25 protein-coding genes and 1 tRNA gene are annotated in these 26,844 nt (G+C 64.8%); 17 read left to right on the top strand and 9 right to left on the bottom strand.

The features are described from left to right. Positions 1-41 precede the first annotated feature (41 nt). On the top strand, positions 42-1,841 hold the full coding sequence (locus tag OVA12_RS17925; RefSeq protein ID WP_268139708.1) for a diguanylate cyclase: 1,800 nt from the start codon (positions 42-44) through the stop codon (positions 1,839-1,841). 55 nt (positions 1,842-1,896) lie between these two features. Here the strand turns inward: OVA12_RS17925 and OVA12_RS17920 are convergent, their stop codons facing one another. The 6 genes from OVA12_RS17920 to OVA12_RS17895 all read right to left on the bottom strand — a co-directional run bounded on the left by OVA12_RS17920 (position 1,897) and on the right by OVA12_RS17895 (position 8,651). Continuing rightward, entirely contained in the window at positions 1,897-3,357 is a 1,461-nt protein-coding gene (locus OVA12_RS17920; protein ID WP_268139706.1) for an FAD-dependent oxidoreductase, read from the bottom strand. A 68-nt stretch (positions 3,358-3,425) separates the two neighbouring features. Further along, complete coding sequence (locus OVA12_RS17915; RefSeq protein WP_268139704.1) at positions 3,426-3,746, bottom strand: ArsR/SmtB family transcription factor; 321 nt, start codon at positions 3,744-3,746, stop codon at positions 3,426-3,428. A 573-nt stretch (positions 3,747-4,319) separates the two neighbouring features. After that, positions 4,320-4,396, bottom strand: a tRNA-Arg gene (locus OVA12_RS17910). A 403-nt stretch (positions 4,397-4,799) separates the two neighbouring features. Next, positions 4,800-6,281: a sensor histidine kinase gene (locus tag OVA12_RS17905; RefSeq protein ID WP_268139702.1), complete on the bottom strand. Its 1,482-nt coding sequence runs from the start codon at positions 6,279-6,281 to the stop codon at positions 4,800-4,802. A 44-nt stretch (positions 6,282-6,325) separates the two neighbouring features. Then, positions 6,326-7,780, bottom strand: a complete 1,455-nt coding sequence (locus tag OVA12_RS17900; RefSeq protein WP_268139700.1) for a dihydrolipoyl dehydrogenase family protein — start codon at positions 7,778-7,780, stop codon at positions 6,326-6,328. A gap of 85 nt (positions 7,781-7,865) precedes the next feature. Beyond that, a complete protein-coding gene (locus OVA12_RS17895; protein WP_268139698.1) occupies positions 7,866-8,651 on the bottom strand; it encodes a TVP38/TMEM64 family protein in 786 nt (261 codons plus the stop codon). Positions 8,652-9,071: 420 nt separating this feature from the next. On the opposite strand from OVA12_RS17895, the gene rpmH reads away from it, so the two are divergent. The 8 genes from rpmH (at position 9,072) to OVA12_RS17855 (ending at position 17,412) form a co-directional block, all read left to right on the top strand. After that, positions 9,072-9,206 (top strand): 50S ribosomal protein L34, encoded by a 135-nt coding sequence (gene rpmH, locus OVA12_RS17890; RefSeq protein WP_106753960.1) that lies wholly within the window; start codon positions 9,072-9,074, stop codon positions 9,204-9,206. A 69-nt stretch (positions 9,207-9,275) separates the two neighbouring features. Continuing rightward, the gene (gene rnpA / locus OVA12_RS17885; RefSeq protein WP_268139695.1) at positions 9,276-9,728 is read left to right on the top strand and encodes a ribonuclease P protein component; all 453 of its coding nucleotides are present in this window, start codon (positions 9,276-9,278) and stop codon (positions 9,726-9,728) included. A gap of 9 nt (positions 9,729-9,737) precedes the next feature. Continuing rightward, positions 9,738-11,540, top strand: coding sequence for a membrane protein insertase YidC (gene yidC, locus OVA12_RS17880; RefSeq protein ID WP_268139693.1), 1,803 nt, complete (start codon positions 9,738-9,740; stop codon positions 11,538-11,540). A 126-nt stretch (positions 11,541-11,666) separates the two neighbouring features. Next, positions 11,667-12,314, top strand: coding sequence for a ribosome biogenesis GTP-binding protein YihA/YsxC (gene yihA, locus OVA12_RS17875; protein WP_268139691.1), 648 nt, complete (start codon positions 11,667-11,669; stop codon positions 12,312-12,314). A gap of 193 nt (positions 12,315-12,507) precedes the next feature. Then, on the top strand, positions 12,508-14,676 hold the full coding sequence (locus OVA12_RS17870) for a sensor domain-containing diguanylate cyclase (RefSeq protein WP_268139688.1): 2,169 nt from the start codon (positions 12,508-12,510) through the stop codon (positions 14,674-14,676). A 115-nt stretch (positions 14,677-14,791) separates the two neighbouring features. Then, a complete protein-coding gene (gene argB / locus OVA12_RS17865; protein WP_268139686.1) occupies positions 14,792-15,679 on the top strand; it encodes an acetylglutamate kinase in 888 nt (295 codons plus the stop codon). Next, on the top strand, positions 15,676-16,422 hold the full coding sequence (locus OVA12_RS17860) for a pyrimidine 5'-nucleotidase (protein WP_268139684.1): 747 nt from the start codon (positions 15,676-15,678) through the stop codon (positions 16,420-16,422). Before argB ends, OVA12_RS17860 begins: the two co-directional genes overlap by 4 nt. A gap of 84 nt (positions 16,423-16,506) precedes the next feature. Further along, positions 16,507-17,412, top strand: coding sequence for a LysR substrate-binding domain-containing protein (locus tag OVA12_RS17855; protein WP_268139682.1), 906 nt, complete (start codon positions 16,507-16,509; stop codon positions 17,410-17,412). Here OVA12_RS17855 and OVA12_RS17850 read toward each other — a convergent pair. Then, positions 17,392-18,303, bottom strand: coding sequence for an EamA family transporter (locus OVA12_RS17850; protein ID WP_268139680.1), 912 nt, complete (start codon positions 18,301-18,303; stop codon positions 17,392-17,394). The two genes, OVA12_RS17855 and OVA12_RS17850, sit on opposite strands and share 21 nt — an antisense overlap. Positions 18,304-18,488: 185 nt before the next feature. Here OVA12_RS17850 and dapD point away from each other — a divergent pair, with 185 nt between their 5' ends. Next, entirely contained in the window at positions 18,489-19,340 is an 852-nt protein-coding gene (gene dapD / locus OVA12_RS17845; RefSeq protein WP_268139678.1) for a 2,3,4,5-tetrahydropyridine-2,6-dicarboxylate N-succinyltransferase, read from the top strand. 180 nt (positions 19,341-19,520) lie between these two features. On the opposite strand, the gene OVA12_RS17840 is transcribed toward dapD, so the two are convergent. Then, positions 19,521-19,937, bottom strand: coding sequence for a GIY-YIG nuclease family protein (locus OVA12_RS17840; protein ID WP_326493922.1), 417 nt, complete (start codon positions 19,935-19,937; stop codon positions 19,521-19,523). A gap of 296 nt (positions 19,938-20,233) precedes the next feature. Here OVA12_RS17840 and OVA12_RS17835 point away from each other — a divergent pair, with 296 nt between their 5' ends. The 4 genes from OVA12_RS17835 to truA all read left to right on the top strand — a co-directional run bounded on the left by OVA12_RS17835 (position 20,234) and on the right by truA (position 23,534). Further along, complete coding sequence (locus OVA12_RS17835) at positions 20,234-20,866, top strand: MarC family protein (protein ID WP_268139676.1); 633 nt, start codon at positions 20,234-20,236, stop codon at positions 20,864-20,866. 44 nt (positions 20,867-20,910) lie between these two features. Continuing rightward, positions 20,911-21,849: a methionyl-tRNA formyltransferase gene (gene fmt / locus OVA12_RS17830; protein ID WP_268139674.1), complete on the top strand. Its 939-nt coding sequence runs from the start codon at positions 20,911-20,913 to the stop codon at positions 21,847-21,849. Between the two features lie 295 nt (positions 21,850-22,144). After that, positions 22,145-22,678 carry a GNAT family N-acetyltransferase gene (locus OVA12_RS17825; protein ID WP_268139672.1) on the top strand — a complete coding sequence of 178 codons (534 nt, stop codon included), beginning with the start codon at positions 22,145-22,147 and terminating at the stop codon, positions 22,676-22,678. Positions 22,679-22,682: 4 nt separating this feature from the next. Then, entirely contained in the window at positions 22,683-23,534 is an 852-nt protein-coding gene (truA, locus tag OVA12_RS17820; protein ID WP_268139670.1) for a tRNA pseudouridine(38-40) synthase TruA, read from the top strand. On the opposite strand, the gene OVA12_RS17815 is transcribed toward truA, so the two are convergent. Continuing rightward, positions 23,480-24,289, bottom strand: coding sequence for a DUF2189 domain-containing protein (locus OVA12_RS17815; protein WP_268141408.1), 810 nt, complete (start codon positions 24,287-24,289; stop codon positions 23,480-23,482). The two genes, truA and OVA12_RS17815, sit on opposite strands and share 55 nt — an antisense overlap. Positions 24,290-24,557: 268 nt before the next feature. Between OVA12_RS17815 and OVA12_RS17810 the strand changes: the two genes are divergently transcribed. From OVA12_RS17810 to OVA12_RS17800, 3 genes are read left to right on the top strand one after another with little or no spacing between them, the layout of a single operon-like run. Continuing rightward, positions 24,558-24,983, top strand: a complete 426-nt coding sequence (locus OVA12_RS17810) for a DUF805 domain-containing protein (RefSeq protein WP_268139668.1) — start codon at positions 24,558-24,560, stop codon at positions 24,981-24,983. Between the two features lie 55 nt (positions 24,984-25,038). After that, positions 25,039-26,217, top strand: a complete 1,179-nt coding sequence (dapE, locus tag OVA12_RS17805) for a succinyl-diaminopimelate desuccinylase (protein ID WP_268139666.1) — start codon at positions 25,039-25,041, stop codon at positions 26,215-26,217. A 3-nt stretch (positions 26,218-26,220) separates the two neighbouring features. Then, positions 26,221-26,805, top strand: coding sequence for a hypothetical protein (locus tag OVA12_RS17800; protein ID WP_268139664.1), 585 nt, complete (start codon positions 26,221-26,223; stop codon positions 26,803-26,805). The last annotated feature ends 39 nt before the right edge of the window (positions 26,806-26,844 follow it).

Below are 26,844 nucleotides of genomic sequence, written 5' to 3'. Positions count from 1 at the left end.
GGTTTTACGTAGATCTCGGGATGGAACTGCGGTGAGGGGCCATGCGCATATCAACAATCACGAACTGGGCCTATGGCATCACGCTCGTTCTGACGGTGCTGTCCGGCCTGACCTTCATCCTGTCGTCTCGCAGCCTGCATTCCGAGCGGGCGGCGGTCGAACATCTCCTTGCACTCGACAAGCTGGCCGAGGACCTTGCGCTTGGCGCCGAGATCCGCACCGACGAAGCGCGGCTCTACGTCATGCGCGGCGATGCCCGCCATCTCGCCGCCTTCCATGTCGCCGAGGCCGAGGAACGGCGGCGCGAGGCGGCCATTTCCGAGGCCCGCGCGCTTGGTGTCACGGACGAGGAGCTTCAGCTGCTGGAGCGGATCCGCAAGGATGCCGACGAACTCGATGTCATCGAGCAGCGCGCTATCGAAATTTTCCGTTCCGGGGACAAGGCGCAGGCGACGGCAATCCTCTTCGGCGACGAGCATTATGCCGAACACGCGGACCTGATCGCGGCGACGGAGGAGTTCCGAAAGGTCACGGATCGCCGCACCGAGACTGACCTGCGCGCCCTGCAGGAGCGTAGCGATCTCTACGGCCTCATCGCCCGCATTTCGCTCAGCCTGACGGCCGCCGTTTTCCTGGCCGTGCTGTATTTCATCCTGATGCGCCGGGTTGCCGTGCCGCTCCGGCACATGACGGGCATCGTCAATCGGCTCGCCAACCAGGATTTCGCCGTCGAGGTCCCGCGCGACGGCCGCCGCGACGAGATCGGCGAGATGAACGACGCCATCCAGGTCTTCCGCGACAATGGGCTGGAACGGGCAAGGCTCGATGCCGAGCGCCAGCGCGATCTGCTGACCAAGGACCTGATCCTGCAGATGATGCACAGGGTTCAGGCCTGCGAGAAGCTTGTCGAGCTGGCCGATGTCGTCGGCCGGTTCCTGCCCCAGCTGTTCCCGCATCTGTCCGGCTGTCTCTATGTGATCAACGACAGCCACACGGCCCTGTCACCGCTGAGCGCCTGGCTGGAGCCGAAAGGCGGGGCAGAGCGCATCCCCGTGAAGGACTGCTGGGGCCTGCGCCGCGGCCGTCCCCACGTCAGCAAGGATGCGGAGAATGACGTGCCCTGTGCGCATATCGGCCAGACCGACCTGCCGAGCCTCTGCGTTCCGCTGATGGCCCAGAGCGACACGATCGGACTGCTCTATCTCGAAGGCAGCAACGACACGGGCTCTGCGGTGCTGGACGCCCGGCTTTATCTCGAGATCATCGCCGAAAACCTTGGCCTTGCCATCGCCAACCTGCAGCTCCGGGAAAGGCTGACCCGGCTTGCCGTCCAGGATGCGCTGACGGGCCTCCTGAACCGCCGCTCCCTTGATCAGGCCCTATACACGCTCACCCAGGACAACGAGTCCCGCGCCCTGTCCTGCCTGATGATCGACATCGACCACTTCAAGCGCTTCAACGACGAGTTTGGCCACGATGCTGGCGACATCGTCATGCGCTCCGTCGCGGACATTGTCGTTGAGCTCGTTGGCCATGACGGCCTGTGCTACCGCTTTGGCGGCGAGGAATTCACCATCCTGATGCTGGACAAGGATCCCGCCTCGGCACAGCGCATGGCCGAGCGCATCCGCACCCGCATTGCCACATCGCCCCTCACCCATCGCGGCCGCATTCTGGGCACCGTCACCGTCTCCATCGGCGTCGCCTCCTGCCCGGAGGGCGGCACCATCGCCACCGTCCGCAGCCGCGCCGATCTGGCCCTTCTCCAAGCCAAGGACCAGGGCCGCAACCGCACCTGCACGGAAGCCAACCGCTCCGAGCAGGCCGAAGCCTGCGGTTGATCGGCGTCAACTCCGGCGCGGCGCAGGCAAATGCGGCCCTGATCGATTTGGTTCTTCACCCACAGCAGCCGCCCGGTCGCGCCCGCGCTGCAACTGCATCTCCGGGAGCCTGTGCCAGTGCCGGTTCCGGCTTTGCAGCGCTGCCGCAGCCGCAGCCCGCCCCGCCGGCCGCCTTCACCTCCTCGTCCCTGACACAGCAGGCCGAGGCATTGGCCTTGGCGGGTCCACCGCAACATCCGCTCGCCGCCCCCTGTTCGTCCCGGGCAGGCCCAGAGGAGCACACGCCAGTTTCCGGCAACTCCAGTTCAACTCGCGCCGCAGCGGCATGATCCCCCGCAAGCTCGGCAACGATGGAACGGACCTGTTCATAGCCCGTCGCCAGCAGGAACGTCGGCGCACGTCCATAGCTCTTCATGCCGGCAATGTAGAAGCCCGGGTCCGGCTGGGTCAGTTCGCGCGCTCCATGCGGTCGCACGGTGCCACAGGAATGGATGTTCGGATCGATCAGCGATGCCAGAGCCCGAGGGCATTCGAGCGCGGGGTCGAGGTCCAGGCGAACCTCGCCAAGCATTGCCAGATCCGGCCGGAAGCCGGTGGCAATCACCAGTTCATCCGCGACCACGCTTTCGCCATCGGTCCCGGTTAGCCGCAATGCGCCTCCATCCATGGCAACCTCATCCAGGGCAAAGGGATGGCGCACCTCGACACGACCTGCCTCGACCGCCTTGCGGAGCCGTGAGCCCAATGCGCCGCGTGCCGGCAAGGCATCGGCTGCACCACCGCCAAAGGCCAGCCGGAGATCCGCACGACGGGACAGCCACAGGATCTGGGTCGAGACATCCTGCTGTTGCAGCGCCAGCAGTTCCAGAATGACGCCCGTGGCCGAATGCCCGCTACCGAGGACGGCGACCCGGCGGCCGGCATAGCGGCCCCGATCAGCGCCTCCCACGTCCGGCATGCCATAAGTGATCCTGGTGCCATGCCGAGCCTCGCCGCGCGCGGGGATCCCGTGCGCGCCGCCATGGTTCGGCTGCTCGAAGGTGCCCGAACAGTCAATCACCGCGCGGGCGAGCAGGTCGCTCTCCTCGCTGCCCTTCTCAATGCGCAGCAGGAAGGGCCGGCTGGCGCGATCCGCATCCCTGACCTTGTCCAGTCCGAGCCGGGTCACCGTCCGCACACGCGTACCGAACCGCAGGGCCGCCTTCAGAGCTGGCACCGCCGCCAGTGGTTCAAGATACATCGACACCAGATCCCGCCCGGTCGGGACAGCATCAGCATCCGGGTCTTGCCACCCGAATGCCTCGAGCAGTGCTCGGGACGGGTTGGCGATGTTGTAACGCCAGGGCGAGAACATCCTGACATGCCCCCACGCCCGGACACTGGCCCCAACTTCATCCCCGGCCTCCAGCACCACGACCGGAATGCGCCGGCGCACCAGTTCGGCTGCAGCCGCAAGTCCGACCGGACCAGCACCGATGACAGCAACCGGAAGCTCCAAGACAGCGGCTCTATCCATATTCCATTCTCCTAGTATAATCGAAATAAAAGTCGCACGACCGCCCTGCCATCATCCCGTCACACGGGCTAACAGGAACAGGTCTCGCTCTCGATGACATCCTGCGGCTCGCTGCAGCACTGGTCGAGCAGCGCACCGGTCACTTCCCGCAACATCGGGTAGTTGGCCCGGCAGATCAGCACTGTCGATCTCCGCTCCTGCGTTACGAGCCCGACCTGCATGAGCTTGCGGCAATGGTGCGTCAGAGTGGACGCTGCAATGCCGATGCGCTCCTGCAGGTGCCCGACAGACATGCCAGGGTCACCGGCACGCACCAGGGTCTGGAAGATGCGAAGCCTTGTCGGGTTACCAAGCGCTTCGAGGCGGAGAGCGATATCGTCGATATTCATATTTCTAGGATAACCGAAATATAGAGCCGGTCAAGCATATTTCGACAATCATGGAAATTCACCTGTTGCGGGCTGCGCTGCCCATCCAGGCGCGCTTCATGCTACTGCGGAAAATGCTCCACATGCGTTTCGGCGATACGGCCGAAATGCAAGACGCGCTTTCCAACCATCGAAACAATGTAGCCAGCACAGCCGGACTGCACTGGTCCCATCTGATCTGGCTGGCACCGGCAAGCTGGTCGAATTCAGCGGCGACCAAGGCCGAACAGGGCCGGTTCTGCAGTGTCACGCTGTCTCCGTCCGGAAGATCATACGTCGTTGTGCCGCGCCGATCTGGCCCTTCTCCAAGCCAAGGACCAGGGCCGCAACCGCTCCTACATGAAAGCCAGCCGCTCCGAACAGGCTGAAGCCTCCGGTTGATCGACGTTTCAAGGCGTGGCTGTGTCAGGTGGATATCGCCGCTACACTCCACCTGTCAGCTGCTTCTCGCACAAGTCGAGCCTAGCGTTGCCAGTCGACAGAGCGCCAGCAACCGATCAAATGAGTCTGCAATTTTGATTTTCGCTGAAATAATGGCGCGCCCGAAGAGATTCGAACTCCTGACCCCCAGATTCGTAGTCTGGTGCTCTATCCAGCTGAGCTACGGGCGCGCAGTGCCTTGCGGCATGTCCGGGCTGTTGGATCCAGCGCCGGGTTGCGAGCATGTCTGACGAGCGATGTCATGGCAGACGCTGCAGGCAACAGTTCGTTGGCACCCCGGTGCGAGGCGCTTCCGAACGACGCCGTACCTACTCAAACCTGAGCCGCTTGGCAAGCGGGCATTTGAAACTTTTTTTGACAGCGCGGATTTCTGCGCGATTCCGCTTGTGTACAAAGGTGGAAAACCCCAACCGGCAAAACACCTTGGCACCATTTTTGACAAGTGATGGCCGATTCCGGGCTTGCAAGGTCATTCGGGATGCACCGCGCGGGTTCACCGATCCAGCGAAGTGCACTCACGGCCGAAACCGCGCGGAGCCACAGCCCGCGCGTCATCCGGCGTCACTCGTCCTGTCAGACCGGCCGGTCCGGCCAGTCGATGCGGAAGGTTGCTCCCGCGCCGGCCTCTTCCAGCCGCACACTGCCGCCGTGGGCGCGGGTCAGCTCGGCGGCTATCGCCAGTCCCAGCCCCGTGCCGCCGCTGCGGGCGGCGCTCTGGAAGGCGCGGAACAGGGTGGCTTTCACGCTCGCAGGCACGCCGGGTCCGGTGTCAGCCACGCGGATGACCACTGTCCTGCCCTCGCGCTGCGCGCTGACGTGGATGCGGCAGACCAGCGCCTCGTCGGGAACCGCCTCCAGCGCCTGCATGGCGTTGCGCACCAGATTGAGCAGAACGCGGAAGATCTGCTCCGGGTCTGCGTCGATCTCCAGAGCCGGGTCGATGGCGACGTCATAGTCGATCATCGGGTGATCGGCGAGGGCAAGCAGCTCTCCCACATCCGCCGCCACACGGGCGAGGCGGACCAGGCGGCGATTCGGCGCGGCCTCCTGCGCCTTGCCATAGGCCATGACGGCCTGGGTATAGGTGACGGCCCGGTCGAGCGTCGACAGGATCTTCGGCGCGAGCCTGCGCACGGTGGGATCGGGCACGTTCTCGAGGCGCTCGATGAACAGCTGCGCCGAGGCGAGCAGGTTGCGCAGGTCGTGGTTGATCTTCGACACCGCAAGGCCGAGATCGGCCAGCCGCTGCTTCTGGTGCAGCGTGCGGGCCAGCGTTTCCTGCATTTCGGCAAAGCGGCGCTCGGCGTCGCCGATTTCATCCGCCCGGGCGCTGGTCTGGAACAGGCGGGCGCTGTCTTCCGGATTTTCCGAAAAGTCCTGCATCGCCCGCGTCAGCCGCTGCAACGGCCGCACGAACAGGGCCCGCAGCGAGACATAGACCAGCGCGGCGGTGAGGCCCGAGATGAACAGCGACAGCGCCAGGATGCGGCCGGAGAAGGCCAGCATGTCCTGCCGCAGCAGCCGGATCGGCAGCACGATGTCCACCTGCTCGATCCCGCGTCCACCGGACATCGGCCCTGCGCCGATCACCCGCATCAGGCCGTCGCCAGGCTTCAGCAGCACGGCAACACTACCCGAGATCGCGCTCATCGCCGATTGCCCGCGCATGTCGATCACCATGGTGACATCTTCCGGCAGGCTGCTCATGGCGATCAGGCTGCGCCGCTCGCCCTCGACAAGGGCAATGGCCAGCGCGCCGGTGGTGCGCAGCAGTTCTTCCTGCAGCCTGGGAGCGATGGTGTTGGTCTCGCTAAGCACGGAGGCGGCGACGCCAGCCGTGGTCAGCCGGTCGGTCAGCCAGGTGTTGCGATAGTTGGCGATCGACGGCACGTAGATGAAGACTTCCGCCAGCATCACGAACAGCACGGTCAGCAACAGCAGCTTTCCTGACAGGCCACTGATGCGGCGCTGCGCGGCCGCGATACCGTCCTCAGGCGCGCGCGGGACTGGCTTGTCGGTGCTGGTCAGCGGCCGGTTGTCGGCATCATGCTTCATCCGGCTTGCTCCCTTGCGGCACAGGCGGCCATGACGCGACCAGCCTAGCCGAACAGCCGCAGGACGCTCACCAGCGCCCGCACCAGCCGGCGCTTCGGCAGATCGGCGTAATAGGCGAGCGCGGCCCGGCGGATGATCTCGCCATAGGTCGGATAGGGCGCGATGAAGCCGGCGAGCTGTTTCATGGTCAGCCCTTGCGACACGGCGAGCGACAGGAGATTGGCCATCTCCCCGGCATTGGCCCCCACCAGCGAGGCACCGACGAGGCGGCCGCCGGGGCCAGCCAGCAGCTTCACCTTGCCATTTGTCTTGCGGTCCGCCTGGGCGCGGTCATTGCCGGCATAGTCGACCCGCACCGCCTTGAGGCGTGTGCCATAGCGCTTGCGCGCTTCGCGTTCCAGCAGGCCCACCTGGGCGATTTCCGGCTGGGTGTAGGTCACCCAAGGGATGATCTCCCGGTTTTCCTTGGCCGGCAGGCGGAACAACGCCGAGCGCAAAACCAGTCCCGCGTGGTATCCGGCCACATGTGTGAACTGCATGCCGCCGATGACATCGCCGATCGCGTAGATCCGCCGGTTCGAGGTGCGCAGCCCCTCGTCAACCTTGATGCCGCGCGCGTTGAACTCGACGCCCGCCTGCTCCAGCCCCATGCCGCTGATCGACGGCGCACGGCCGGTTGCGATCAGCAGATGCGAGCCTTCAATCTGGCCCAGGCGGCCAACCCCGTCCGAGCGGCCACCGCGTTCGGGCCATTCAACGGTCAGCATCACGCCCGTCGCCGTCGCCTCGGCGCGCACCACATGGGTCCGCTCGAGAAACTCGACGCCCTCGGCCTTCAGCGCCTCCACCACCAGCGGCACATGTTCCTCGTCATCACGGCCAAGCGCCCGCCCGGCCTCCAGCACGGTGACGCGCGCGCCGAGGCGGCGATGTGCCTGCGCCATTTCCAGGCCGATCGGGCCTCCGCCAAGCACCAGGAGATGCTCCGGACAGGTCTGGAGGCCGAAGATCGTCTCGTTGGTCAGATAAGGGACGCCATCCAGTCCGGGCACCGGCGGAATGAAGGCATGCGAGCCGGTGGCAATGACAAACCGGCGCGCCCGGATCGTGTCCTCGCCAACGCTCAGCGTGTCCTTTCCGGTGAATTTGCCCGCGCCCTGCAGCACCGTGACGCCGAGGCTCTCGAAGCGCTCGACGGAATCATGCGGGGCGATCGCATCGATCACGGAGCGGACATGCGCCTTGACGGCGGCGAAATCGATTGCAGGTTCGACAGGCGCAATTCCAAGGGTTTCGCCGGCCCGCCGGCTGGCGGCAAGGCTGGCTGCGGCCAGCAGCGACTTGGAGGGCACACAGCCGGTGTTGAGGCAGTCCCCGCCCATCAGGCCCTTTTCCACGAGGACAACGGGTACGCCGAACGCGGCCGCGCCGGCCGCAACTGACAGGCCGGCCGAGCCGCCGCCGATTACGCAGATATCAGGTGTCAACTGGCGCGTCATTGCCCCTCCAAGGCTTGGCTTTCCGACATCGGCCTATTCGTGGCACTGTCCGTCCCGACCGAGACCACCGGCATCCCTTCCCGCTTCACTTCCCCGTCCTGTCTGCCTGCCTTCGCCCGCGCCACAGGCGCAGCGCGACCGGAAGCAGCGCCACCAGCCCCATGACAACAAGAGCGGTGGCCAGTTGCGGCGTCAACAGGGCCGTCAGGCTGACCCGGCAGGTGCCACGTCCGGCACATCCCGGATCCAGAGCCTCCTGCGCGGCGATGACACTGTCAAATCCTGATCCGACCATGGCGAAGGCAAAGGTTCCCGGCAAGATCCCCAGTGCGGTTGTAACCACATAGATGCGCAGCGGAACCTGGAACAGCGCCGGGGCAATGTTGACCAGCCAGAACGGGAACACAGGCGTCAGCCGCAGGAACAGCAGGTAGCTCGCCGCATCCCGGCGAAACCCGTCGGAAAGCTTGCGCAGGAACGGACCGGCCCGGTCGGCCAGCACCGACCCGACGGAGGAGCGCGCGATCAGGAACACGATGGTCGCGCCGATCGTTGCCCCGACAACCGCGACCATGCCGCCCATCATCCAGCCGAACATTGCGCCGGCGGCAACAGTCAGCAACGAACCGCCCGGGAAGGACATGGCCACCACCGCGGCATAGGCCAGCGTGAACAGGCCCATGGCCTCGTAGCGGTTGTCGGCCACCAGCTGGGCCAGCGCCTCGCGGTGCCGGATCAGCCCGGACAGGCTCAGCACCTCGTGCCAGCCGTTGAGGTAGCCAATCAGCATCAATGCCAGCAGCAGGGCAAGCGCACCCCAGCGCAAGGCGAGCGCCGTCGGGAATCGGTGGGACCGGACAGGATCGGGCATGCGGCTCCGCTGTCGTGTTGGGGCTCCACCGGGCAGATGGCTTTGCCGTGAAAACAATTATGCCGCCATCCCGCCATGGACGGGAAGCGAGCGTTCGGGCACAGAATAGCCGGAAGTTTGCGCAAAAGCTCTGCTGTCACCGATATTTGAGCCCTGTGGAGCCCGGTGGTCACCGGGACGTGATGACCGGACTTGCATGCCTGCGCCGTTGCCGGCAGTGGCCGGAAAGCGCGCGGAACGCGTTGACTTGGCAGCAGAGCCCCCGTATAAGCGCGCTCGACCCGGACTTGCACCCACTCGTCCAGACCGTATGGCTATGTCTTTTTTAGACAGGTCACTCGGATCACCGGCCTGGTTGGGGTGCGTCCAGCCCAGACTTTCTTAATCCAAAAGGGCCGCGCGACGGCGCGGATAACAAAAATGAAGCGTACGTATCAGCCGAGCCGCCTCGTTCGTAAGCGCCGTCACGGCTTCCGCCTCCGCATGGCCACCAAGAATGGCCGTCAGGTTCTCGCCCGTCGCCGGGCCAAGGGCCGCAAGCGCCTGAGCGCGTAAAGCGCCCGGCAGCGGCGCTTGTGACCGGACCTTTTGGGACATGGACCAACAACGCCGCCGCAGCCAATCATGAAAACTCTTAAAAAGCGCTCCGAGTTTCTGGCCGTCGCCAATGGTGGACGGACAGACCGGCGCGCTTTTGCATTACAGGGCCTTGCGCGTGGTGACGAGGATGCCACCTCGCGCGTGGGCTATACGGTCACGAAAAAGACCGGGAACGCGGTGGAGCGGAACAGGATTCGCCGCCGCCTCAGGGCTGCAGTCGCCCAGCTTGGCGATGACACGGTGCCGCAGGGTGCCGATTTTGTCATCATCGGCCGCCGGGCCGCACTGTCCCTGCCCTTTACCGATCTCGTTCGTGACCTTATGTCGGGGCTCAAGCCGGCGCTTGATCCAAAGAGCGCGCGGCCACGGCATGGTCAGCGGCACGGCCAACGATCTGGCACAGGTCGTTCGGGCGGCAAGGCCCCGGAAAAGACAACAGGTCCGGAACGCAACAAGGCCGACAAACACAAGGGGTGACGGCAGCTCATGGCTGACAATCGCAATACGTTCATCGCCATCGCTCTGTCGCTGGTCATCCTGCTTGGCTGGCAGTACTTCATTGTCGGCCCGCAGATGGAACAGCAGCGGGCCGAGCTGGCCCAGCAGGAAGCGGCGCGCCAGGCGGCAAATCCGCAGGCTCAGGCTCCGGCTCCTGCCGGCACTGCCGGCTCTGCAGCCATTCCCGGTGCCGCCGAGGCCCAGCCTGTCGCCCAGACCCGTGATGCAGCTCTTTCCGCCTCGCCGCGTGTTGCGATCGACACCCCGCGCGTGTCCGGCTCGATCAGCCTGACCGGCGGCCGCGTCGATGACATCCGCCTCAAGGACTACCACGAGACCGTCGACCCGAAGAGCCCGACCATCGTGCTGTTCTCGCCGAAGGGTACGCATCAGGCCTATTACGCCGATTACGGCTGGGTCGCCGATGCAGGCGCCACCGTCGCCCTGCCTGGCCCGGACACTGTCTGGAGCGCCAGCAGCACCACGCTCAGCCCGTCTTCGCCGGTCACCCTCACCTGGGACAATGGCGCAGGTCTCGTCTTCACCCGCAGCTTCGCCATCGACGAGAACTACATGTTCACGGTGACGCAGGGCGTTTCGAACAGCACGGCGACGCCGGTGTCGCTGTACCCCTACGGCCTGATCGCGCGCCGCGGCAAGCCGAAGACCGAGAACTTCTACATCCTGCATGAAGGCCTGATCGGCGTTGTCGGCGAGAAGGGCCTTACCGAAGTCGATTACGACGAGGTGCAGGAAGAAAAGCAGGTCAAGCCGGGCAAGTCCGACAAGGGCTGGCTGGGCATCACCGACAAGTACTGGGCCTCGACCCTCGCGCCGGTGCCGGGCACCAGCTTCGAGCCGAGCTTCAGCTACAATGCCGGCACCGACATCTACCAGAGCGATTTCCTCGGCGATGCGGTTGCCGTCCAGCCGGGCGCCAAGGGGGAGGCTGTCTCCTACCTGTTCGCCGGAGCCAAGGAAACCAAGCTCATCGACGCTTATGAGGACACCCTCAAGATCGAAGGCTTCGAGCTGCTGATCGACTGGGGCTGGTTCTACTTCCTCACCAAGCCGATGTTCTTCGTCATCGACTGGCTGTTCCACCTCGTCGGCAACTTCGGCGTCGCCATCCTGCTGGTCACGGTTCTCGTCAAGCTGCTGTTCTACCCGCTGGCCAACAAGTCCTATGTCTCCATGAGCAAGATGAAGCTCGTGCAGCCGCAGATGATGGACATCCGCGAGAAATACAAGGACGACAAGGCAAAGCAGCAGCAAGCCCTGATGGAGCTGTACAAGACCGAGAAGATCAATCCGCTCGCCGGCTGTCTTCCGGTCCTGATCCAGATCCCTGTGTTCTTCGCGCTCTACAAGGTGCTGTTCGTCACCATCGAAATGCGCCATGCGCCGTTCTTTGGCTGGATCCACGACCTGTCCGCGCCGGATCCGACCACGCTGTTCAACCTGTTCGGCCTGATCCCGTGGGATCCGCCCACCTTCCTTATGCTCGGCGTCTGGCCGCTGATCATGGGTGTCACCATGTTCGTGCAGATGAAGATGAACCCGGCGCCGACCGATCCGGCCCAGCAGATCATCTTCACCTGGATGCCCGTCCTGTTCACCTTCATGCTGGCCTCGTTCCCGGCTGGTCTGGTGATCTACTGGGCCTGGAACAACAGCCTCTCGATCACCCAGCAGTATGTCATCATGCGCCGTCAGGGCGTGAAGGTGGAGCTCTGGGACAATCTGCGGGACACGTTCAAGAAAAAGCCCGCGGAAGAAACCAAGGGCTGAACGGACAGCTGATCCGCTCAAGTCAAGCAAACGCCAGCAACACCCCGCGGCCTGCCGCGGGGTGTTCTGCATTGAGGCTCAGGCGCTGCGCTCGACGGCAGCCGGGCAACAGGATAGAAACGCATCATGACCCACACACCTGAATTCACCGAAGATCAGCTCGAAGCCGGCCGCCTTCTGTTCGCCAAGCCCTGGAACTTTGTCACCAGCGTCGCGGACATGCGCCAGCTCCCCGCTTCGGTCGGTGTCGAGATCACCTTTGCGGGACGCTCGAACGTGGGCAAGTCGAGCCTGATCAACGCCCTCACCGGGCGCAAGGATCTGGCCCGCACCTCGAACACGCCCGGCCGCACGCAGATGCTGAACTTCTTTGCCGCGCCGGAAACCGGCATGACCCTCGTCGACATGCCAGGCTATGGCTACGCCGAAGCACCCAAGGCGATGGTCGACGCGTGGACTGCGCTGGTGTTTTCCTATCTGCGCGGCCGGCCGAACCTGCGCCGCGTTTTCCTGCTGATCGACAGCCGGCATGGCATCAAGCAGAACGACATTGACGCCATGCAACTGCTCGACAAGGCGGCAGTCGTCTATCAGGTGGTCCTGACCAAGACCGACAAGATCAAGCCGACCCAGCTTGCCACCCTTCTTGACGCAACGGCGGAAAAACTGCGCAAGCGTCCCGCCGCTTTCCCCTTGATCATTCCGACATCTTCCGAAAAAGCAAACGGCGTCGATGTACTGCGCGCTGAGATTGCAACCCTACTCGAACGCTGAGTGACCTCTCCGTAATTTTATCTAGAAACCGCAGGCATTCCCTAGCCGTTTCAGCAAATTTACCTAACGACATACACGTAACTTTAACGAGCAGGACGCGAAACTGAAGCCTGACAGAACCAACAATGGTCAAGGCATCGTGACGCGCAAACCTTCTGAGGCGGGTGAAAATGACGCCCCCGGCCCACGCTCGTTGGCCGAGAACAGCATCGCGTCTGACACAGCGCGGAATGACCGTGTCGAGACGATGCTTGCAGCGCTCGAGGATCGCGGTGACCTCGACCTTCAGGCACTGGCCGAGCTTGCGCGCGGCATCACGGGATGCGCCCGCGGGTTCGTTGCCATCATCGAAGGTCCCCAGACCATCGTCATAAACGCCGGAAACGGCGGCACGCGCGTCCTCAACACGGACGAAACCCTGTGTTGCGATGTGGTCCGCAAAGGCGAACCCGTCGAGTACAGAGACCTTCGACGCGAGTCACATCTTGCCGGTCATCCAAGCCTGAACTCTGGATTGAATTATTACGCCGGCATTCCGCTTCGTGATGCCGACGGCGAGATCATAGCGTCCCTGTGCGTCCAGGACTTTGCCGCTCGCCCTGATGGCATGGAGAGTGGCACCCACGCCATGCTGTGCCATCTGGGCGTCATTGCCTCGCGCGTCCTGATTACGCGCAACCACACCACCTGGCTGCGCGACTTTCTCGACATCGCCTCGGACTGGATCTGGGAACACGATCCCGTGCACGGGGTTACCTTCTTGCCGACACAGGTCAACACGCCGGCCCGGACCTGCCGGTCGGCGGACGGTTCGGATACGGTCGAATACGAAGCAAGTCCGGAACTCCTTGCCTTGCTGGCGAGCCACGACCCGACCCAGCCCTTGCGCGACCGGCGCTATCAGACGACGTACCGCGACCAGGTCCACAGCATCAGCGTGACAGCCCGTGCAAGGTTCGGGCGCGATGGCACCTTCGTCGGCTATCGCGGCATCTGCCGCGATGTCACCGTCGAGGAAGAGAGCCGCCGCCAGATGGAATATCTGGCCCGCCACGATCCGATGACCGGGCTTGCCAACCGGATCGGCTTTCACAGCGCCGTTGATGCGGCTTTTGCGGACTGGCAGGAGACCGGCGACCCCGCCACGCTCCTGCTGCTCGACCTCGACAATTTCAAGATCATCAACGACACCTATGGCCATGCTGCGGGTGACGAGCTTCTCAAGGTCGTTGCAGGCCGGCTCAGGGCCTGTGTCTCTGCTGAAGCGACAATCGGCCGGCTCGGCGGCGATGAGTTTGCCATCCTGGACCCGGCCCTCCGGCGCGATCTTGCCATAGAGGAATGCGCGACCAGTCTCGTCAGGGCCCTGTCCGAGCCAGTTCATTTTGATGGCCGCAACGTCTCGTGCGGCGTCAGCATCGGCGTTGCGCTGCTTCCGCGCGACGGGGGCACGCCGGACCAGCTGCTTGGCAACGCGGATCTTGCCCTTTACGCGGCAAAGGCGGAAGGACGCGGGCGATACAAGGTGTTCCAGCCACCGATGCGCGAGCGGATCGAAAATCTCGATCGCCTGCGGCGCGGTGTGTTGCGCGCGCGGGGCGATGGCGCGCTTGAAATCGGCTTTCGCGAGATTCGCAGCCTTTGCGATAACACTCTGATCGGTGCGCAGGCCGTTCCCGTCTGGACCCGCCCCGATGGCAGCCGACGGGTGCTTGACCAGTTGCATGAAGACCTTGGCTCCTCCCGCGAGGCGCTCGACGTCGGCAACGGGTTGCTCGAGGATGCGGTCAGTCTTGCCAAGGATTGGCACAGGCTTGCCGGACGGCATGTGCGTCTGCGCGTTGCCTTGTCCCCGGCGCAACTTGCCGACCCAGGATTGCCCTTCAGGGTTCGTTCCGTGCTGGTTCGGCAGGGTTTCCCGTCGGTGTCCCTGCAGCTGGATCTCGGTGCCGGCATGCTCGGCGCATTGACCCAGGACATGCTGACCAATCTCGCCCAGCTGCGCAGTGACGGCGTGCATGTCGGCCTGACCGGCTATGGCAACGGCGGAACGCCGCCAGCGCTGCTTCTGGCTGCTGGTGTCAGCCGGGTTGGTCTCAATCTGTCCGCAGCCGCTGTCCCCGGTGCGGAGGCGCCCCTGCGCCTTGCACAGGCTCTCGCCCGCTTCGCGCTGGACCTCGGGGTCTGCGTGACTGCCGAAGGCATCACCTCGCGTGCGGAGGAGCGGACACTTGCCCTGGCCGGCTGCGACGAATACCTGCTGGCGCCATCGGCACCCCTCAAGTCGCAGGCAGCCTTCATTCGTCTGCTGGCACGTGACGACAAGAACGATCAGCCACTCAGCCAGGCCTTTGCGGGCTGAGCTGCGGCCAAAGCGCGTTGAGTAGCACCCTCAAACGGGCTATAGACGCTGACCGGCCGTAACCGGTCAGCCCCAGCCACCGCAGCAGCGAGTGCCCCCGCCCATGAGCAGCCCCATGACCAGCCAGGACTTCCTCAGCAACGCGCATATCATCGCCCAGGCCCTGCCCTACATGCAGCGCTACGACAAGAAGCGCGTCGTGGTGAAGTACGGCGGCCATGCCATGGGTGACGCCGAACTTGGCCGCGCCTTCGCCCGTGACATCACCCTGCTGCGCCAGTCGGGCGTGCATCCGGTGGTCGTCCACGGCGGCGGCCCGCAGATCGGCAGCATGCTGACCCGTCTTGGCATCGTCTCCGAGTTCAAGGGCGGCCTGCGCGTCACCGACAAGGCCACCGTCGAGATCGTCGAGATGGTCCTCGCAGGCTCGATCAACAAGGAAATCGTCCAGTCGATCAACGCCGAAGGCGGCCGCGCGGTCGGCCTCTGCGGCAAGGACGGCAACCTCGTCAAGGCGCGCAAGCTGACGCGCACCATGGTCGACCCCAATTCCCACATCGAGCAGATCGTTGATCTCGGCTTCGTTGGCGAACCGGCTGTCGTCAATCCGACCATGCTCGAACTGATGCTGAAGGAAGACCTGATCCCGGTCGTGGCCCCTGTCGCCCCCGGCGAGGATGGCGCCACCTACAACATCAACGCCGACACCTTTGCCGGTGCCATTGCCGGCGCGCTGAACGCCTCGCGCCTTCTCTTCCTCACCGACGTTCCCGGCGTTCTCGACAAGGACGGCAAGCTGATCAAGCAACTCACCGTTGCCCGCGCCCATGAGCTCATCGCCGATGGCACCATCTCCGGCGGCATGATCCCGAAGGTCGAGACCTGCATCGAGGCGCTCGACCGGGGCGTGGAAGGCGTCGTCATCCTGGACGGCAAGGTTCCGCACGCCGTCCTCCTCGAACTCTTTACCGACCGCGGCGTCGGCACGCTGCTCTGCAAGTGAGCGGCGCCCCCGGATCCGGCGAGGGCGGCCACGCCCACACCTACGACCTTCGCGCCTTCACTGGCGTGGAGGCCTGGGTGTTCGACCTCGACAACACGCTCTACCCGGCGCATGTCAACCTGTTCGCGCAGATCGACAAGCGCATCTCGGAGTATATCGCCAGGCTGCTGTCGATGGACGAGGTCACCGCGCGGATCCGCCAGAAGGAATATTACCGCGACTACGGCACGACGTTGCGCGGGCTGATGCTGGAACACCAGATCGAGCCCGACGACTTCCTCGCCTATGTCCATGACATCGACTATTCGCCGGTGCAGCCGGACCCGAAGCTTGGCGAGGCGATTGCTGCCCTGCCGGGCCGCAAGTTCATCTTCACCAACGGCGACCGTCCCCACGCGGAACGCACGGCCGCGGCCCTCGGCATCACCGACCATTTCGAGGATATCTTCGACATCGTCGCCGCTGGCCTGATGCCGAAGCCGAACCGCGAGACCTACGAGCTGTTCCTGAAGAAGACCGGCGTCGCCCCGGCGCGCGCGGCCATGTTCGAGGACCTCACCCGCAACCTGCTCGTGCCGCACAAGCTCGGCATGCGCACCGTGCTGATCGTGCCGCAGGGCACGCGCGAGGTGTTCCGCGAGGCCTGGGAAATGGAGGGCCAGGACGCCCCCCATGTGGACTTTGCCACCGACGACCTCGGCGGCTTCCTGCACGCGGTGCTGGGGGCCCTGAAGACCGGCTGAGACGGCCCCAAACGCCACCCATAGACGCAACACCGTCCTTGGCTGTATTGAGAAAACATCAAGTCACATCAGCCGAAAGCCACCATGGTCTCCCTGCGCGCCCTTCATGCCTTTGCGCTCCTCGCCCGCCACGGCCGGGCGGCGCAGGCGGCGGATGATCTCGGCGTCTCGCCTTCCGCCCTGTCGCATCTCCTGCGCAAGCTGGAGAGCGAGCTCGGCGCGACCCTCGTCCTGCGCGATGGCCGCGGCCTGACCCTGACCGAGGAAGGCAAGCGCCTCGCCCTTGGCCTTGGCGATGCCTTCGAGCGCATCGAGACCGCCGTCGACAGTTTCCGCCGCCGGGGCCGGACCGAACTGCGCATCTCGACCGTTTCCACCTTCGCCACCCGCTGGCTGATCCCGCGCCTGCCGGATTTCCAGGCGGTGCAGCCGGATGTGGAACTGCTGCTGTCGGCGACCACCCGCGTCATTGATCTCGACCGCGAGAACTACGACTGCGCCATTCGCCTTGGCACCGGCGACTGGCCCGGCATCGAGAGCACGCTGCTGTGGCGCGAGCATCTCGCCGTCGCCATGGCGCCGCGCCTCTTGAAGCCCGAGATGAACGCCGCCCAGCCCGGCCTTTCCGGCCTTCGCCTGCTGCACAGCGCCTCGCGCCGCGATGACTGGCCGAAGTGGCTTGCCCACGCCGGGCTGAAACACGCGGACGCCGGGTCTGGGATGGTGCTGGAAAGCCGCGATCTTGCCATCCAGGCCGCCGTCGCCGGCATGGGGGCCATCGCCATCGACCGCCGCTTCGTGGCACAGGAACTGGCCGCCGGGCATCTGGTCATGCCGGACTGGCCGATGATGCAGCTCGACACCGGCTACTGGTTCGTCCGCTCGCCCGGCCGTCCGCTCAGCCGCCCGGTCTCCGGCTTCCGCGACTGGCTCTTCGCCGCCGCCTCAAAGGACGCGACCGGCCAGGCCTCAGCCCATCCGGCCCCATAACAGGCCAAGGATCGCGGCCACGATCAGCACGCAGCCGGCCAGCTCGCGGCCATTCGCCCGCTCGCGGAACACGAACCACGAGAAGGCCAGCGTGAACACCAGCTCCACCTGTGCCAGCGCCCGCACATAGGCCACCTGCTGCAGCGTCATCGCTGTGAACCAGCCCGCCGATCCGGCAACGCCCACCAGCCCGACCCACACCGCCTGCCGCCAGTGGACACAGCTCGCCTTCAGCTGATCCGGTTCGCGCAGCGCCATCCACACGATCATCACCACCGACTGGAACGCCGTCACCACTGCCAGCGCATAGGCGGCCTGCATCAGATAGCCCGGCCCCTCCAGCGCCAGCGAGGCGGCGCGGTAGAAGGCGGCCGATGCGCCGAACAACGCCGCGCTGGCGAGCCCGATCAGCGCCGGCTTGCCCGTCAGCGAGGCCAGGATCGCCTTGGCCGTCATCGGCACCCGCGCCATGGAAATGAGGATGACGCCCGCCACCCCGACCGCAATGGCAATCGCGGCCGAGAGATCGACATGCTCGCCCAGGATCAAGACGCCGAACAGCGCCGCCTGCACCGGCTCGGTCTTGCTGTAGGCCGTCCCGACCGCGAAGTTGCGGAAGGAAAACAGATGCACCAGCAGGAAGGTCGCGCCGATCTGTGCCAGCCCGCCCAGCACCGCCGCCACCGCAAAGTCTGCCCCCGGCACCGGCAGCGCCATGCCGAAGCCCCAATGCAGCACACCGACATAGGCAAGCGCGAAAGGGAAACCGTAGCCAAACCGCACGAACGTCGCGCCCGTCGTGCCGAGCCGTCCCTTCAGGTGTTTCTGCAAGGCCGAGCGCAGGTTCTGGCAGAAGGCGGCAAACAGGGTAACGACGATCCACAGGGGCATGTCCGGCTCCGGCTGGCGTGGACACGGGACCGATTCCCGCCTTCGCCAGCGCTGCACCCTAGACGCCCGGCACCAATGCCGCACTTGAGTGCTTCTCAAGTCGCATCAAGCATTGACTCAAACCGGTACGCCGCCTTTTATCCGCGCGAACAGATCTTCATTCCTCTGCGGAGCCGCACAAACCCATGTCGCACGATCTTGCCCAGCTTGCCGCCACCATTGACGCCGCCTTCGAGAACCGCGCCACGATCGACACCAGCACCCGGGGCGAGGCCCGCGACGCGGTCGAGACCACGCTGAACCTTCTTGATCGCGGCCAGCTGCGCGTTGCCGAGAAGCAGGAGAACGGCGCCTGGCACGTGAACCAGTGGGCAAAGAAGGCTGTGCTTCTGTCCTTCCGCCTCAACCCGATGGACGTGATCAAGGGCGGCCCGGGTCAGGCGACCTGGTGGGACAAGGTTCCGTCCAAGTTCGACGGCTGGAGCGGTGTCAACTTCGAGGAAGCCGGCTTCCGCGCCGTTCCGGGCTGCATCGTTCGCCGCTCGGCCTTCATCGGCAAGGGCGTGGTGCTGATGCCCTCCTTCGTCAACCTCGGCGCCTATGTTGATGAAGGCACCATGGTCGACACCTGGGCCACCGTCGGCTCCTGCGCCCAGATCGGCAAGAACGTGCATCTGTCCGGCGGCGTCGGTATCGGCGGCGTGCTCGAGCCGCTGCAGGCCGGCCCGGTCATCATCGAGGACAATTGCTTCATCGGCGCCCGTTCGGAAGTCGTCGAAGGCGTGATCGTGCGCGAAGGCGCGGTCCTGTCCATGGGCGTCTTCATCAGCGCCTCGACCAAGATCATCGACCGCACCACCGGTGAAGTCTTCATCGGCGAAGTGCCGGCCTATTCCGTCGTGGTCCCGGGCGCCATGCCGGGCAAGCCGCTTCCGGACGGCACCCCGGGCCCGAGCCTGTCCTGCGCCGTCATCGTCAAGCGCGTCGACGCCCAGACCCGCGCCAAGACCGCCATCAACGAACTCCTGCGCGACTGAGCAGCCTCCGCGCGTCGTCCGGGACCGATTGGGGCACTTGCCCCTCTCACCGCAGTCATCCCCGCCCCGTGCGGGGATCGACGCGACGCCGTAATACCCACGGCCGCCTCGCCGTCCCTGGCACACCCACTCCGGTCATCCCCGCCCCCGTGCGGGGATCCACGCTGCGGCAAGAACCGGTCAGAGGTTCAAGTCTTCATAAAGATCTCGCCAGCCGGGATTGAATGCCTCGATTGTCCGGACCTTCCAGTCCCGCGGCCACCGCTTCAGCCGCTTCTCGCGGCGGATGGCCTCGTCAGGCCTGTCGTAGGTTTCGTAGTAAACAAGCTGGTCGACGCCATAGCGGCGCGTAAAGACGCTCCCCGTCTTCTCCTTATGTTCGTGAACCCGGCGGGCGAGATCATTGGTCACGCCCACATAAAAGGTTCCCTGTCTGCCGCTCGCCAGCAGATAGACATAAAAGGCCATCTCGAAACGATAGGCAGATGTGGATCCCCGCACAAGGCGGGGATGACCGCCGAAAGGATGTGTTTGGAAATTGGGCAGTAACTGGAGGCAGGAAAGTCGTAAGTTTGCCGCAACCAGTAGAACCCTCATTCTCTCCGGTCATCCCCGCCCCCGTGCGGGGATCCACGCAGCGCTGCGGCACGATCAACCGCAAGCCTTAAGCGCTGAGGCATTCAGGGTCCCGGCATTCCTCCACCCACTCCGGTCATCCCCGCCCCCGTGCGGGGATCCATACCGCGCCCAACTCCGGGCAAAGCCGCAAAACACCTGTCCCCCACCCAGACGGCCCCTCCCCCTTTCTGTTCCGCCATTCTGCGTGTAAACCGGGTCCATGCCATCATGTGCCCGCGCCAGCCACTGCGCGGGCTTTTTGCACCGGAGCCCTCATGGATCAGGCCTTCTTCCTGAAGATGTTTGCCGCACTGATCGCCATCGTCAGCCCGCCGGCGAACCTGCCTGTGTTCCTGAGCCTGACCGCCGGCCGCACCCCGGCGGAGCAACGCAGCGTCGCCATCACCGCCATCGCCGGCCTGACCATCGGTGCCGTTGTGGTCTCCTTCACCGGTGAGGCCATCCTGACGCTGTTCGGCATTTCTCTTGATGCCTTCCGCCTGGCCGGTGGCTTCCTCATCCTCCTGATTGCCATCAATCTGGTTTCGGGCGAGCAGAGCAACGTGCACCATGGCACCGACGAGGAGCGCCGCCGCCAGGCCTTTGCCGGCAACCCCGGCATCTATCCCCTGGCCGTGCCGATGCTGCTGGGTCCTGGCACCATCACCACGCTGATCATCTTCCGCGGCGAAGCCGTCGACCGGGCGGATGACATCGCCTATGCTGCGGCGCTCGGCCTCACCATCGCCCTGATGGCCGCGACGCTGCTGGCCGCCCCCCTTCTCGGCCGCATGATGGGCGAGACCGCCACCAGCATCATGAGCCGCATCATGGGCATGCTGCTGGCCGCCATCGCCATGGAAATGATGGTCGCCAGCCTCAAAGTGCTGTTGCCGGGCCTTGCCTGACTGCGCCATAAGAGCGGCACTCCAAACCTGGACACTGGACGCACATGACCCTTCGCATCGTCTTCATGGGTACCCCGGACTTTTCCGTGCCCACCCTCATGGAAATCGTCGGCCAGGGCCATGACATCGTCGCCTGCTACAGCCAGCCGCCCCGGCCCGCCGGCCGCGGCATGGAGCTGAAGAAGTCGCCCGTGCACGAAGCCGCCGAGGCGCTTGGCATCCCGGTGTTCACGCCGAAATCGCTGAAAGGCACCGAGGAACAGGATGTCTTTGCCAGCCACGACGCTGATGTCGCCGTGGTGGTCGCCTATGGGCTGCTGCTGCCGCAGGCGGTGCTGGATGCTCCGCGCGAAGGCTGCCTCAACCTTCATGCCTCGATGCTGCCGCGCTGGCGCGGTGCTGCTCCCATCAACCGCGCCATCATGGCCGGCGACACGGAAACCGCCGTTCAGGTCATGCGCATGGAAGCCGGCCTCGATACGGGTCCGGTCTGCATGTCCGAGACGCTGGCCATCGGGCCGGACATGACCGCCGGCGAGCTGCATGACCGGCTGTCGGCGCTCGGAGGCGATCTCATGGTCCGCGCCCTGGCCGCCCTGTCGCGCAATGCGCTTGGCCAGACGCCCCAGTCCGAAGACGGCGTGACCTACGCCTCCAAACTCTCCAAGGATGAAACGCGGATCGACTGGACGCGGCCGGCGACCGAGGTCCACAATCACATCCGCGGGCTGTCGCCCTTCCCCGGCGCCTGGTGCGAGCCCGTGCTTGCCGGCAAGGGGGAACGGGTCAAGGTTCTGCGCTCGAAGCTGGCCGACGGGTCCGGCACACCTGGAACCGTGCTGGATGTCTCCGGCGACCCGGTGATCGCCTGCGGCACCGGCGCCATCCGCCTGGTCACTGTCCAGCGCGCCGGCAAGAAGCCGATGCCGGGCGAGGAATTCCAGCGCGGCGCCAAGCTGACAGCGGGCGACGTGATCGCCTGATCGGGGCGAGAAACGAAAGCGCTAAGACCGTGTGGCACAGCCTCTCAGCCCCCCTCCCCCTGGTGGGGAGGGGTAAGGGGTGGGGGGCTCGGTGCTGGCGGTAGTCCTTGACGGTTCTCTTTTAAAAGATGCAATGGCAGAGGACGGCGGTTCGATACTATACCGGCGGGAGATGCATTCCCCCCACCCCTCCCCCCTCCCCACCAGGGGGAGGGGCGCGGAAAGGCCTCGCCATCGGAACAGGATCTGCAATCGAAGCAGTGTTCCTGAAGGAAGAGCGAAAAAAGGACACCGTATGAGCGATCTGAGCAACACGCCAAGGATCAGCATTCACCCGGTTGGCGCCAATGACGAGGCGGCGGTGGCCGATGTCATTCGGGCGGCCTTCGGGCAGGAGGCCGAGGTCAGGCTCGTGCACAACCTGCGCCATTGCGGGGCCTTGGTGCTCGAGTTGCTCGCCCGCACAGACGATGGCCGCGTTGCCGGTCATGTCGCCTTCAGCCGCGTGACCGGGGCTGGAGCTGGCCACCGGCTGCAGATTTCCTGCCTTGCTCCCGTTTCGGTACATCCGGACCTGCAGCGCACCGGCATAGGCTCGGCCCTGATCCGGGCCGGCCTTGAGGACCTGCGCCGGCTTGGCGAGGATCTGGTCCTTGTTCTGGGTCCGCCGGCCTATTACCCGCGCTTCGGCTTCGATGCTGAGCTGGCAAAAAAGGTCCAGGCGCCCTATGCCGGTGCGGCCTTCATGGCGCTGGCCCTCAGCGAAGCGGGCAGCCACGATCTGCCCGTCGAGGTCAGTTTCGCCTCTCCCTTCGAGGAGTTCGAATAGGGCAATGCCGCGTTACAAGCTGACCATCGAATATGACGGCCGCCCCTTTGTCGGCTGGCAGCGGCAGGCCAACGGTCCCTCGGTCCAGGCCGTGATCGAACGCGCCGTGAAATCCTTCTGCGGCGAGGACATCACCATCGGCGGCGCTGGCCGCACCGACACGGGCGTCCATGCCACCGGGCAGGTCGCGCATGTCGACCTGACGCGCGACTGGCCAGCCGAGACGGTGATGGGCGCCCTGAACTTCCATTGCCTGCCGGATCCGGTGGCGATCATGGCCTGCGAGAAGATGCATGACGGCTTTGATGCCCGGTTTTCCGCCATCCGCCGCGCCTATCGCTATCGCATCCTCAATCGGGTTCCCCCGGTCACCTTCGAGCGTGGGCTGGTCTGGCACGTGAAGCCGGATCTCGACGCCGCCGCGATGCATGAGGCTGCGCAGGTCTTTGTCGGCCACCACGACTTCACGACTTTCCGCCACACCCGCTGCCAGGCGAAAAGCCCCGAGAAGACGCTGGAGGTCTTTACCGTGCGCCGAGAGGGCGACGAGGTCATCGCCGAATGCGCGTCGCGGTCGTTCCTGCACAATCAGGTCCGCTCGATGGTCGGCACATTGCGCCTGGTAGGGGAAGGCCGCTGGACCGCCGATGACGTCCGTGCCGCGCTTGCCGCGCGCGACCGCAAGGCCTGCGGTCCGGTTGCCCCGCCCGACGGGCTCTATCTGACGCGAGTGGACTACCGGCCGGCCGAGGTGGATCTGGCCTCGCGCGCCGCCTGGCTTGCGGCAGCGCGCGGGGATGTTCAGGCAGATGCAGTCGACGTGGACGACGACGACGGCGAGGGCTCGGACGGCTGATCCGCCTCGACCGGCGGAGCCGGCAGCACGCAGCTGCGGTAGATGTGCCAGGTCGTATGCCCGAGGACCGGCAGGGTGATGATCAGGCCGATGAAGGCCGGCACCATCGAGATGATCAGCGTCACGGTCACCACCAGCGCCCAGCCGATCATCGGCACCGGCGAGGCCACCACCGCCCGGACACTGGTGATCATCGCCGTGATGAAATCCCGGTCCTGATCCATCAGCAGCGGGAACGAGATCACCGTCAGCGAGAACAGCACCACCGACAGCAACGCCCCGACCACATGGCCGATCGCCAGGAACATCAGCCCCTCGGGCGTCGAGATCACGGTCTCGACAAACTCGCCGAACGAGGCAAAGGACTGGAAGCCAAGGAACAACGCCAGCAGCAAGCGCACCTGGTACATCCACATGATCATCACGAACAGCACCACAAACGCCATCCAGGCGATTTCCTTGCCCCGCTGCGCCCAGATCACCCCGAGCACGTCTGACCAGCTCAGCGGCTGGTTGCTCTCGATCCGGCGGCTGACCTCATAGAGGCCGCAGGCAATGAAAGGCCCGACCAGCGCAAAGCCGGCGGCGAGCGGATAGCTGAGGTAGCTCATGTGCAGCGCGGAGGCGGTCAGGATGATGAACAACCCGCCGAGCGCATAGATCGCTCCGAAAAACAGGCCGTACTGCGGTGCCCTTCGGAAGTCGCGCAGGCCCTCCGCCAGTGCGTCGACGATGTCCTCCACCTCGATCACCATCACCACCGGATCGGGCCGTGTCACCGGTGCCGCAGGGGCGGAAGGGGGGGTGGAAGAAGCGGGCGCGGTGTCCTCGATCTGCATGGCTGCGTTTTCTCCGGAAGTGTCGTTGTTTTCTCCCAGATTGACCTGAATTTGTCGCAAGGCCAACCGTAGTTTCCGGTAGTCTGACCGTGTCTTTTTCTGCCCCTTCGACGCTTCCGCTTGATCCGCCGACCGCTTGGCACTACCTGCGGGAGGCGAAAGTTTCGAACAGACCGGTTTCCAGATGCAGCATGACCTCCCCCCAGCCAACACGGCACCCGGCTTTCTCTGGCTGTTCCTCAGCCCGATCGGCCGTCTGGGCCGCAAGCCCTATTGGCTCGCGCTGGTCCTCCTGTGGATCGTCATCGCCATCGCGGCCAACATGTGGGTCAAGTCATTGCCGCCGGAGACGGATCTCGCCGCCCTTCAGATGGCGGACTTCCTGTCGTCCAACCCCTTGTTCCCGTTTCTTTTTCTGGCCATCACCGCTGTCGAGCTGGCGCTGGTGATCAAGCGGCTGCAGGATCTCGGGCTGCCCGGATTGCTGGCCCTGCTCGCCTTCGTGCCTGGCATCAACATCATCGGCATCTTTGTCCTCGGCTTCGTTCCGGGCAACACCGGCCCCAATCGCTACGGCCCGATGACCAACAGCTACTACCGCCGCAGCTAGTCACCACGCAGGCCGATTGACGGCAAACCATTGGCAGGGCTACAGAAAGATCATCATGACCCAGCCTCTCTCCACCGCCGTCACCATCGCCCGCGACCTGCTGCGCTGCCCCTCTGTCACGCCTGCCGAGGGTGGGGCATTGCAAGCTCTTGAAAAGACGCTGCAATCCGCTGGCTTCGCGGTCACGCGCGTGACTTTTTCCGATACCGGCACGCCGGACATCGAGAACCTTTTCGCCACCATTGGCAGCGGCAAGCCGCACTTCGTCTTCGCCGGTCACACCGATGTCGTCCCCCCCGGCGACCTCTCCGCCTGGCGCCACGGTCCGTTTGACGGGACCATCGAGAGCGGCATCCTGTACGGCCGCGGCGCGGTTGACATGAAGGGCGGCATCGCCTCTTTCGCAGCTGCAGCTCTGGAGTTTCTGGAAGATCGCGGCACAGAGTTCGGCGGCACGATCTCGTTCCTCATCACCGGCGATGAGGAAGGGCCCGCGGTCAATGGCACGGTCAAGCTGCTCGAATGGGCAAAAGCTCAAGGTTATCAATTCGATGCCTGCATCGTCGGCGAACCGACGAACCCGGCTGCCCTGGGTGATGCCATCAAGATCGGCCGCCGCGGCTCGCTCTCCGGCGTCGTCACCGTGACCGGAACGCAAGGCCATGTCGCCTACCCGCATCTGGCGCGCAACCCGATCCCGGGACTGCTGACCCTGCTCTCGGCCCTCGAAAACCTGACGCTTGATCAGGGCAACGAACGGTTCGAGCCGTCCAACCTCGAGATCGTCAACATCGAAGTCGGCAACTCCGCCTTCAACGTGATCCCCGCGCGCGCCGAGGGGCGGTTCAACATCCGCTACAACGACGAGTGGACGCTGGCCAGCCTGAAGGACAAGATCACCGCGACGCTGCAGGCCGCCGCGCCGCAAGGCCTTGAATATACACTGGAATTCAAGCGCGACGCCAGCGAGTCCTTCCTGACGCGCGACGATACCCTGATCGGCAGCCTGTCGGACGCAGTCGAGGCCGAAACCGGCCGCCGGCCCGAGCTGTCGACCGGTGGCGGCACCTCGGATGCCCGCTTCATCAAGAACTACTGCCCGGTCGTCGAGTTCGGTCTTGTCGGCCAGACGATGCACAAGATCGACGAATGTGTTGCCGTCGACGACCTCGACAAGCTGGCCGCGATCTACCGTCGTTTCCTTGAAGCCTATTTTCCCGTGAGTGCGGAGTAAGCGATGTTCAGGCCCGGCGAGCTGAAGACAGCACTGGCAGCAAGCTGGGCCCTGTTCCGCGGTGATGCGTCCGCCGTCAATGCGTTCGACATTTCGATGTCGGGCTTCTGGCGGTCGTTTCTTGTAATTGTGCCCTTAGCGCCGCTGTATTTCATCAACGCCCTGTCAGAGAAAAAGCTGCTTCTGTCAGATGGTCAGATCCTGCCCGAGAATTTTCCGGAGACCCATTTCTGGTTTTCTCAGGCTGCATCGCTCGGCATTGATTGGGTATTGTTCCCCTTGGTGCTCGCGTTTCTGGCGGGTCCACTTGGACTTTCGACTGGGTTTGTCCGTTTTGTTGTCCTTCGCAACTGGACAAGCTTGCTGTGCGCCTTTCCTTTCGTTCTGGCGGCCCTGCTGTATCTCGCGGGGCTAATCCCGGAGGCCGGCTTGTTCCTTGCCAGCATCGCAACTGTGCCGCTGGTCCTCCATTTCCGTTACCGCATCGCCCGGCTCGCCTTCGGCGCTCCCATCAGCGTCTGCATTGGCCTCGTGGCACTGGATTTTCTTCTGTCCATCCTGATCGGCGTCCTCGTCATCCGGGCGTGAAGACCGGCATAGCGGCAGATAAAAGCACACAGGCCCTGC

Source organism: Pannonibacter sp. SL95 (genome assembly GCF_026672425.1).
Taxonomy (GTDB): Bacteria; Pseudomonadota; Alphaproteobacteria; order Rhizobiales; family Stappiaceae; genus Pannonibacter.
Note: the sequence above shows the minus strand (reverse complement) of the source record. Positions and strands in the feature narration are given on the sequence as shown.